Annotated in this window: 8 protein-coding genes; 6 read left to right on the top strand and 2 right to left on the bottom strand. The window is 46.7% G+C overall.

Annotated elements, in window-relative coordinates; translation table 11 throughout:
* Positions 1-397: 397 nt before the first annotated feature.
* Positions 398-1,780: an SH3 domain-containing C40 family peptidase gene (locus tag Q0438_RS03255; RefSeq protein WP_299187336.1), complete on the bottom strand. Its 1,383-nt coding sequence runs from the start codon at positions 1,778-1,780 to the stop codon at positions 398-400.
* 56 nt (positions 1,781-1,836) lie between these two features.
* On the opposite strand from Q0438_RS03255, the gene Q0438_RS03250 reads away from it, so the two are divergent.
* Together Q0438_RS03250 and Q0438_RS03245 are read left to right on the top strand one after the other, a co-directional pair.
* Positions 1,837-3,174 (top strand): AAA family ATPase, encoded by a 1,338-nt coding sequence (locus tag Q0438_RS03250; RefSeq protein ID WP_299187334.1) that lies wholly within the window; start codon positions 1,837-1,839, stop codon positions 3,172-3,174.
* A gap of 8 nt (positions 3,175-3,182) precedes the next feature.
* Positions 3,183-4,148, top strand: coding sequence for a DUF3137 domain-containing protein (locus tag Q0438_RS03245; protein WP_299187332.1), 966 nt, complete (start codon positions 3,183-3,185; stop codon positions 4,146-4,148).
* Positions 4,149-4,194: 46 nt separating this feature from the next.
* Here the strand turns inward: Q0438_RS03245 and Q0438_RS03240 are convergent, their stop codons facing one another.
* Complete coding sequence (locus Q0438_RS03240) at positions 4,195-5,073, bottom strand: aminotransferase class IV (RefSeq protein WP_299187331.1); 879 nt, start codon at positions 5,071-5,073, stop codon at positions 4,195-4,197.
* An 83-nt stretch (positions 5,074-5,156) separates the two neighbouring features.
* Here Q0438_RS03240 and Q0438_RS03235 point away from each other — a divergent pair, with 83 nt between their 5' ends.
* The 4 genes from Q0438_RS03235 to Q0438_RS03220 all read left to right on the top strand — a co-directional run bounded on the left by Q0438_RS03235 (position 5,157) and on the right by Q0438_RS03220 (position 8,524).
* The gene (locus Q0438_RS03235) at positions 5,157-5,660 is read left to right on the top strand and encodes a hypothetical protein (protein ID WP_299187329.1); all 504 of its coding nucleotides are present in this window, start codon (positions 5,157-5,159) and stop codon (positions 5,658-5,660) included.
* 172 nt (positions 5,661-5,832) lie between these two features.
* Complete coding sequence (locus Q0438_RS03230) at positions 5,833-6,642, top strand: transporter substrate-binding domain-containing protein (RefSeq protein ID WP_299187327.1); 810 nt, start codon at positions 5,833-5,835, stop codon at positions 6,640-6,642.
* A gap of 166 nt (positions 6,643-6,808) precedes the next feature.
* A complete protein-coding gene (locus Q0438_RS03225) occupies positions 6,809-7,615 on the top strand; it encodes a transporter substrate-binding domain-containing protein (protein ID WP_299187325.1) in 807 nt (268 codons plus the stop codon).
* Between the two features lie 105 nt (positions 7,616-7,720).
* The gene (locus Q0438_RS03220; RefSeq protein ID WP_299187322.1) at positions 7,721-8,524 is read left to right on the top strand and encodes a transporter substrate-binding domain-containing protein; all 804 of its coding nucleotides are present in this window, start codon (positions 7,721-7,723) and stop codon (positions 8,522-8,524) included.
* Positions 8,525-8,679: the final 155 nt, after the last annotated feature.

Raw genomic sequence — 8,679 nt, 5'->3', positions numbered from 1 at the left:
CCTACGGGCAGGAGTATCTAAAGTATAAACGCAAGACGCCGAGATATTTTTTGTTCTTTTAAGGAAAGCGGCGCGCGATTGAGCTTTAAAACAGGAGCGTAAATTTAGACAGCGCTTTAAAATTTTAACCAGACTTGCGGGCTAATTTTAAAATTTCTCCCGAAATTTTAAGGACTGCGAGATATAGGCTTAAATTTAGACTAAATTTAAGCCCGAAATTTCAAATTCGTTCGCTATCTAGGCTAATTTAAAATGGCGCAGCACTTAAAACGCCGTTTTAAATTTACGCTTGCACGCACCACAGCATCGTCAAGCGCGCGACTCCACCAACGGCAAAAGCAAACTATGACGACGGCTGCTAAGCGAAGCTCAATTCACGCCCATACCCGCAAGCAGCCTAATTTCCGCTCGCATACGCAGACAGAGTACTCGGATCCTCAGGAGCGAACCGATCGTCCGAGATAGCGTCATCCTCGCCCGAGAGCACGCTCATAGCGCTGATACGCGAAATCAGCAGGCGATCCTCGGCGATATCAGCGCGATCCGAGCCGATAGTAAGCGACGTAATCGCCGTGCGCCCGATGACTGCGCGCCCGCCGTCCATCGTGCGAAGCCCCCAGATGTCGTGCAGCACCGCGGGCTTGCCGTCCACCTGCCCTACGTAGAGCATCACGTGGCCCGGCATATACAGCAGGGTTTTATACGCCACGCCGTTTTTATCGATGAAGCTAAGCTTTTCATCCGCGCTCATCCCCGCGAGCGAAAAACGCTCGCCGCGGCCCGATTGCGCCTTGGAATTTCGCGGCAGCCACAATCCGAAATTTGCCAAAAAGTCTTTCGTCATAAGCGAGCAATCGCGAAGAAATTTATACCCGCCCCAGCCATATTTCTGCCCGAGCAGGCTAGCGGCTACGATCTTTGAGTTTTGCTCATCAAGCGGCGCGGGCCAAAGCCTCGCATCCTCCGCACTAACGAAATATCTCCTGCTGCCAAATTGGGTTAAAATTTCGCCGCTGAATCCGCTCCGTACGCCGAGCGTGCCGCCAAGATCGCGCTCGCCGCTAAAATCATACGGCAAAATCGTGCCGGTACGCGCTCTAAAAAGCTCCGCACCGCTTTCCTCATAAATGGCGGCGCCGTCGCGCAGGATCGTTATAAATTTAGAATTTGCATAAATATCCGCCTGCTGAGGGCTGATGCGCTTTATCGCGTCGCTTCTTATCCAGCCCCACACGCCGTCGTTGCGTACGAACGCCCACGCTCCGTCTCTGCTGTAATGCGATAGCAGCAGCGGATAGCCCACGCTCACGGCGGAATTTGCGGCGTAATCAAACGGCTCGCCCTCCCCCGGCTCGCTCGGATCGCCGAAAATCGGCAAGTCGCTTGGGATATTTCGCAGCAGCGCGTTTTTTACCGTTATAGCGGGCTCGGAGATCAGCCCGAACGCCTCTTCATTGGCGTTTATACGAATGCTTTGATAGATCGCATCGTCGTATATCCTGCCTACGGCGTCAAAATGGCGCCCCTTTGCGTAATTAAGCCCCCAAAACGTATCGATTTCCGCTTTAATCGGCGCATCGTCAAACCAAATTTTAAAATAGCGGCTCTTAAACGCTTTTCCGCTTATGTTTTGCACCGACGCAGGAGCCGGCAGCCGCTCGCTGTTTTGAGCGTATTCGAGATCCAAAACAGCGGGATTTTCCGGGATAAACTTATGGACGGTTTTACCACAACCTGCAAGGATTAAAGCGGAGAATATGAGAGATACTAATCGTTTCAAACAAAATGCCTTTTAAAAAATTTTGGCTATAATTTTGCCAAAAAATAGGAAAAAACTTGATAAATTTCATCATCCAGAAGCTAAAAGATCGCAATATTTTCATCACGGGCGGCGCAGGCGTGGGCAAAAGCTACGTAATAAAAGAGCTCATCAAGGATTACCGCGCTCGCGGCAAGCTCGTCATCGTACTCGGCAGCACCGGCATCAGCGCCGTAGAGATCGGCGGCGTGACCGTGCATAGCTTCTTCCGCTTCGGCATTTGCAAAAACCACGAGGAGCTAAAGGGCTTCGATCGCAAACAAAGCGGCAAGCTAAGCGAACTGCGAAAAATTTTAGCCCTCGCAGACCTCATCGTGATCGATGAAATTTCGATGATCGGCGCCGAGCTTTTCGAGATGATCTATCTTAGAATTTCAAATTCTAAATTTAACGGACGGCTGCTCGTTACGGGCGATTTTTATCAGCTTCCACCGGTGCGTAAAGAGGGCGAGAGCGCGCTGCGCGCGAGCCTATTTAGCGACTCGGATTACGCCTTCGGCTCGTACGCGTGGAGGCAGTGCGAGTTTTTTTACGTCGAGATGATAGGCTCTAAGCGCACCGCAGATGCGGCGCTATACCGCCTGCTTTGCGAGCTGCGGCTCGGCATCGCAAGCGAGCAGTCGGCGGAGCTGATGCGATCTTTGCTCATCGATGCCGCGCGAGCTGAGCCGAACGCCACGATAATCTCGGGCCGAAACGCCGAAGTAGATGCGATAAATAACGCCAGACTAGCCAAGCTTAATGCGCCGCCGAGCAGCTTTGAGGGCGTTTATGAAGCGCTGCAAAGCGGCGTGAGCGAGCAGAAAATTCAAAAATGGATCGCCTCGCTAAATACGCCGCAAAGTCTGACGCTAAAAGAGGGCGCAAAGGTGCTGTTTACCGCGAATAAAAGCGGCGAGTTTTTCAACGGCGAGCAAGGCGTCGTCGAAAAGATCGAAAAAAGTTCCGGCGGCGAGATCGAAAGCGTGGTCGTAAAAAAGCCCTCGGGCATGCTAAGCCGCGTGGGGCTGCAAACATACGAACTAAGCGAGATCGCCGCAAGCGGCGCGGATGCCGAGCAGGTCGTGCTGGCGCGGTATTATCAGTTCCCGCTCAAGCTCGCATACGCCATCACGATCCACAAATCCCAAGGCATGAGCATCCCGCAGCTCATCTGCGACATCGACAGGATCTTTGCCAAAGGGCAGCTCTATGTGGCGCTTTCGCGCGCGACGAGCCTTGCGGGGCTAGGCGTGATATATACGCGCTCAGAGCCCTTGCTGCGGTATTTGCAGCGCAGCGCAAGCGCAGACGAGGCCGTGGTGAAATTTTATCAAGAGAACGAATTTTATAAAATTTCGGATCAAAAAATTTAAGGAAACGCATGCGGCTAGAAAGAGCGATAGCGCTAAGTAGAGCCAAACAAAAAAAGTGTATTTGCAAGGTAGTGATGATCTATGCCAAGATAGCATTTTTGTATCTGTTTCCGTTTATCATAATGTTTGCGATCGATGCGGTATTTAAAACAGACGATGATACGGATTACAAGATGATCGAAGTCTATCTTATCTACGCGGTGCTTTTGATTATTTATGTTGCTTGCATTTACGACGGCATTGCGGACGCCGCTTATGAATATAAACTATTTTACAAAAAAGTTTTGGTACGCACGGCGATCTCACAGGCGTATCCGCAGCTTACTTATTTGCCAGGCCGCGGCATAAGCGCGAAGGAATTCAGGCGAGCGGGAATCTTTGCAAACTCAGATTTTATCAGCGAAGATGAGATAAAAGGCGAATGGGATGGGGTAAAATTTAGCCTTAGCGAGGCGATTAGAATCAAAAAGAACTACGATCTGGGCATAGACAATACCTATGTGAAGCTAGCTTCGCTTGCGATGAGCTTATATGATGCGTATATGGATTTTAACGGCAGCGTGCTGATATGCGAATTCGGCAAGAGATTTTACGCCAAAACCATCTTGGCGAGCCGCGAGCTAAATACAAAAATTTTAGGCGAGAAGGAGCTAATGGACAACGTCGTTTTTAATAGCGAATTTCGCGTGTTTGCTGATGACAAGGTCGAAGCTCGCTATCTATTGACGCCTACGTTGATGGAGCGACTAAACGAGCTAAAGCGATACTACCATAAATTTAGCATCAGTGCGGCATTTATGGATAATAAATTTTACCTATTTCTAAACGGCGCGCCGAACCGCTTCGAAACAGAGCTATTTAGCATACCTCCAACTACTGGAACGACATATGCTCACCAATACGAACTGGCTGAAATTTTAGAATTAGTAAGCGAGCTAGGCCGCATAACCGGCGAGCTAGAAAGCAAAATTTAATCAGCCCGCGTAGTTTAAATTTAACGGGTCAAATTTGACCGCTCTATTACAGTCCCGCTTCGGCTCTTAGCCGCGCGGCATACATCTCACGCAGGCGCGGTACGTATTTGCCGACCGTACCGCCCCCGATCTGCCTGCCGTCAGCTTTTACGATCGGCAACACCATCAGCGTCGCCGCGCTGATGAAGGCCTCATCGGCCTCATAAACCTCGCTCATTCCAAACGCCCGCTGCTGTACGCTAAGCCCCGCCTGCTCGGCAAGGCCTAGGATCACCTTGCGGCGGATGCCCGGCAGTATGTCGTTTGAAAGCGGTCGCGTGATCAGAACGTCATCTTTGATAATAAACGCGCTGGAGCTCGAACACTCGGTAACAAGCCCGTCCTCGATCAAAAAGCACTCATAAGCACCCACCTTGTGGGCCTCGTGCTTTAAGATACACTGGGCTAAAAGCGAGATCGATTTTATATCGCGCCTGTGCCAGCGGATCTCGGGCAGGCTTACGATCTCGATCCCCTCTTTTGCGAGAGGATTATCAAAAATTTGCGTATGATAGACAAAGGCAAAGACGCTGGGCTCTATGCCGCGGACGTAATCAAAATCGCGCATCGCCGCACCTCTTGTGATCTGAGTATAGAAAGCGCCCTCGCTCACGCCGTTGCGAGAGATAAGCTCATATAAAATTTCCTCATATTTTTCGCGAGAATATGGAATTTTCAGCTCGATCTGTGCGGCGCTACGTTCAAAGCGCTCCCAAAAATCCGCTCTGTCGCAAATTTTAGAATTTACCACGGGTGCTACTTCATAAATGCCGTCCCCAAGCACGAAACCGCGATCAAAAGGGCTTATCGCAGCCTCTTTAGCTTTGCAAAATTTGCCGTTAATATAAACTATCTCGTCACCGCTCATTCCGCTGATTTCAAACATAATCTCTCCTTGAAATTTCGCACCATTTTATCTTATAACAATTTAATTTAAGATATAATGCCGCAAAAATCGAAGGAACCCCGATGGATAGGTCAAATTTTAAAGGCAAGCTTTTAGATATTATGTTTCATGTATCGCATAAACCCGTGCTTTTCCGCGATCTGCTCGAAGCCAATGCCGAATTTAACGACGGAATGCTCGTCGATCCTTCGAAGCTAAATTTTAAATTTAACTACGGCAGATCCTACGTGATCTTCGCCTGCTTCGCATTCGTCTGCGTTATGTTTTTGATAACGCTTACGCATGCGATGTTCGAAAAGATCGACTTTCACTTCTCAATTTTATTTACGATCATAACGACGTCGGCGGTTTTTATCGGCTTTGATTGCTTCAAAGCGTGGGCTAGAAAAAAGCTAACCCACGAGCTCATCAAACGCGCTTGGGCGAACCATTTCCTCTACTTCCCCTACGAAAAATACAGCCGCGTAGTCGAAAATATCTACAACGAAGCGCTCAAAAATGACGTGCCTAGACGCGATTTGGAGCAGTACGTGCTCAATAAAATCGTAGAATTCGACGCAAAATAACGATAAAATTTTAAAATTTAGCTTCCTGCTTGCGCGAAATTTGCGCCGCTTTCGGAATTTTCAACGATATTATTCTGTAATTGAAGTTATATTTAAAATTTTTGAGATACAATATCGTCCGTTTTGAAGCCGAGGTTTTAAAACGAATATCAATTCACGATAAGGAAATCGGATGAAAGTAATTTTTTGTATGATCTTTGCGCTTTGCGGCAGTATCTTTGCAAACAGCTTAGACAGTATAAGACAAAGCGGCACGATCAAAATCGGCATCAGAGAGGGTCGCCCACCACTTAGCGATTCTAAAAACGGCGAGTTTGAAGGGTTTGAAATTTCGCTGGCTAGAGCTATAGCTAAAGGGATCTTCGGCGATAAAAAGGGCGATATTAAATTTATCCCCGTCACGGCAAGCGAGCGTATCCCTTCTTTAGTAAATAACAAGGTCGATCTGGTTATCGGCAGCCTTACCATAACGCCTGAGCGAAGTAAGCATATCGATTTTTCTATCCCGTATCTTTCCGTAAATTTCGGCGTGCTAACGCGTAAAGCCGATGCGATCAACGATATTTCGCAGCTTAAAGATATGAAAATCTTAGTAGAGGGCAACGCAACGGCTCCCGAAGAGTATCTGAAAAAGGAAAAATTTCATAATCTAGTACGCTGCAGCACCACAAACGAATGCTACGAAATGGTAAAAAACGGCCAAGCCGACGCCTATATAAACGACAATCTCGTAGTGTTGGCATACGGTGTCATCGATCACGCCTTGGAAGTGCCGTTTAAGACGCTGGGCTCGACGGAATTTATCGGCGTGGGCGTTTCGAAGGGCAACAAGGAGCTGCTTGAACTGGTAAACGCAGAACTCATCAAGCTAAGCAAAGAGGGCTTTTTCAAAAAGGCCTACAGCAATACTTTCGAGCCGTTTTATCGCGGCTTGGTAGATAAAAAATACTTTCTACTCGACGAAATTTACAGCCTCTTATAACACTTGGCGGGTTTTCAAAAAACCCGCTAAATTTCAAAAATTCTTTAAAATTTCATCTAATTACTCGTTTTTTCAAATAATAAATTCGATTTTTAATAAAAATTTAGCCCTTTTTGCCTTATTTTTGCTAGAATACCGTTGGGATTTAAACGATAAAGGAGAGGAGATGAGAGTACTTATCGCTATATTTGTGCTTTGTGCGGGGCTTTTTGCGAATAGCCTTGAAGAGATCAGACAAAGCGGCGTTATTCGCATCGGCGTTCGCGACGGACATCCACCGCTTTGCGAGTCCAATAACGGAAAATTTGAAGGCTTTGAAATAAATTTAGCCCATGCGATCGCCAAAGATATATTCGGCAAAAAAGAGGGAAAGGTAGAGTTCATCTCTCTAGGCGTAAACGATAGAATTCCATTTTTAGAAACGAATAAAGTAGATCTGGTAATCGGTCTATTTAGCATCACCGCTGAGCGCAAGAGAAAGATCGATTTTTCACTTCCCTATTTTTCAGTAAATTTAGGAATTCTGACGCGCAAAGCGGACGGCTTTACAGATATGGCGCAACTTCACGATAAAAAGATCATCTTTGAGGGCAACGCGACCGTAGCGGAGAAATTTTTCAAACAAAAGGGATTTACCAATATCGGTCATTGCGCTTCTGCTAAAGAGTGCTACCAGATGGTTCGCAGCGGTGATGCCGACGGATATATCAACGACAATCTCATAGTGCTCGCCTACTCCGTCATCGACGATATATTGGAAGTGCCGTTTAAAAATTTAGGACCGAGCGATTTTATAGGCATCGGCGTGCAAAAAGATAATAAAGAACTGCTTGATTTCGTCAATGCTGAGCTCATCAAGCTAAGCAAAGAGGGATTTTTTTCAAAAGCTTACGAGGAGAACTTCGATCCGTTTTACCGAGGATTGGCGGAGAAAAAATACTTTTTGCTGGATGGAATTTATAATATGCTTTAAAAACGGGTCAGCCGAATTTAAAAATTTTAAAGTAAAATTTTGACCGACTTTCTGCCCCTATAGAGCTAGGAGCGAGATTAAATTTAAAAATTTAAGGATTCATGGATGAAATTAATTTTTGCGTTGTTATTATCGTGCGTTGCGCTTTTTGCCGATAGCCTAGAGAGCATTAGGCAAAACGGCGTCATTAGAATAGGAGTTTATGACGGACAGCCGCCTTTCGGCGAGCTAAACGAGGGTAAATTTGAAGGATTTGAGGTGACGATGGCAAAGACCATCGCAAATGATCTTTTTGCGCCAAAGCAAGGCAGGATAGAATTCGTGCCTATGAATGTAGAAGACAGAATCCCCGCTCTTATAAATAACAGGGTCGATATGGTTATCGCTACGATCACCATAACCGAGTCGCGCTCGAAGCAGATCGACTTTTCGATCCCCTATTTTTCAGTAAATTTAGGCGTGCTAACTAGAAAGGACGATAGGATAAAGTCCCTCGGCGAGCTTCGAAATAAAAGGGTCTTGCTGGAAAGCGGCGGCACGGGCGAAGCGTTTTTCCGCAAGGAGGGATTTAGCAATTTTGAATTTTGCAAGATCGCCAGAGAGTGCTACAGGATGCTAAAAGACGGCAAAGTCGATGCTTACGCCACCGATAATCTGATAGTGCTAGCCTATCCGGTCGCCGACGATACGGTGGAAGTGGCTATGAAGAATTTGGGCTCGCCCGATTTTATGGGTATCGGCGTGCAAAAAGGCAATCAAGAGCTGCTTGATTTCGTCAATGCAGAGCTCATCAAGCTAAGCAAAGAGGGATTTTTCAAAAACGCCTATGAAGAGACCTTTGATCCGTTTTACCGAGGAACCGCGGATAAAAAATATTTCTTGTTAGAGGGAATTTACAGTTTTCTTTAGAAGTTAGTCGTTACACCCTAAAAGTCTTTGCCCAAGCTTCTAAATTTAAAAACTTTAAATTTAGAAGCAAGTAAACACGCCTTATTTAATGATGCTATATAAAAAATACCCCTTTCCGTTCGGGCGTAATGAGCGTTTTTCCTTTATTTAGATAC

Source organism: uncultured Campylobacter sp., assembly GCF_938030785.1.
Lineage (GTDB): Bacteria > Campylobacterota > Campylobacteria > Campylobacterales > Campylobacteraceae > Campylobacter_B.
Note: the sequence above shows the minus strand (reverse complement) of the source record. Positions and strands in the feature narration are given on the sequence as shown.

Bases quoted from the DNA above. Each gene is read 5' to 3' on its own strand.
- Q0438_RS03240 (WP_299187331.1), bottom strand. From the start codon at position 5,073: ATGTTTGAAATCAGCGGAATGAGCGGTGACGAGATAGTTTATATTAAC.
- Q0438_RS03235 (WP_299187329.1), top strand. From the start codon at position 5,157: ATGGATAGGTCAAATTTTAAAGGCAAGCTTTTAGATATTATGTTTCAT.
- Q0438_RS03245 (WP_299187332.1), top strand. From the start codon at position 3,183: ATGCGGCTAGAAAGAGCGATAGCGCTAAGTAGAGCCAAACAAAAAAAG.
- Q0438_RS03225 (WP_299187325.1), top strand. From the start codon at position 6,809: ATGAGAGTACTTATCGCTATATTTGTGCTTTGTGCGGGGCTTTTTGCG.
- Q0438_RS03230 (WP_299187327.1), top strand. From the start codon at position 5,833: ATGAAAGTAATTTTTTGTATGATCTTTGCGCTTTGCGGCAGTATCTTT.
- Q0438_RS03220 (WP_299187322.1), top strand. From the start codon at position 7,721: ATGAAATTAATTTTTGCGTTGTTATTATCGTGCGTTGCGCTTTTTGCC.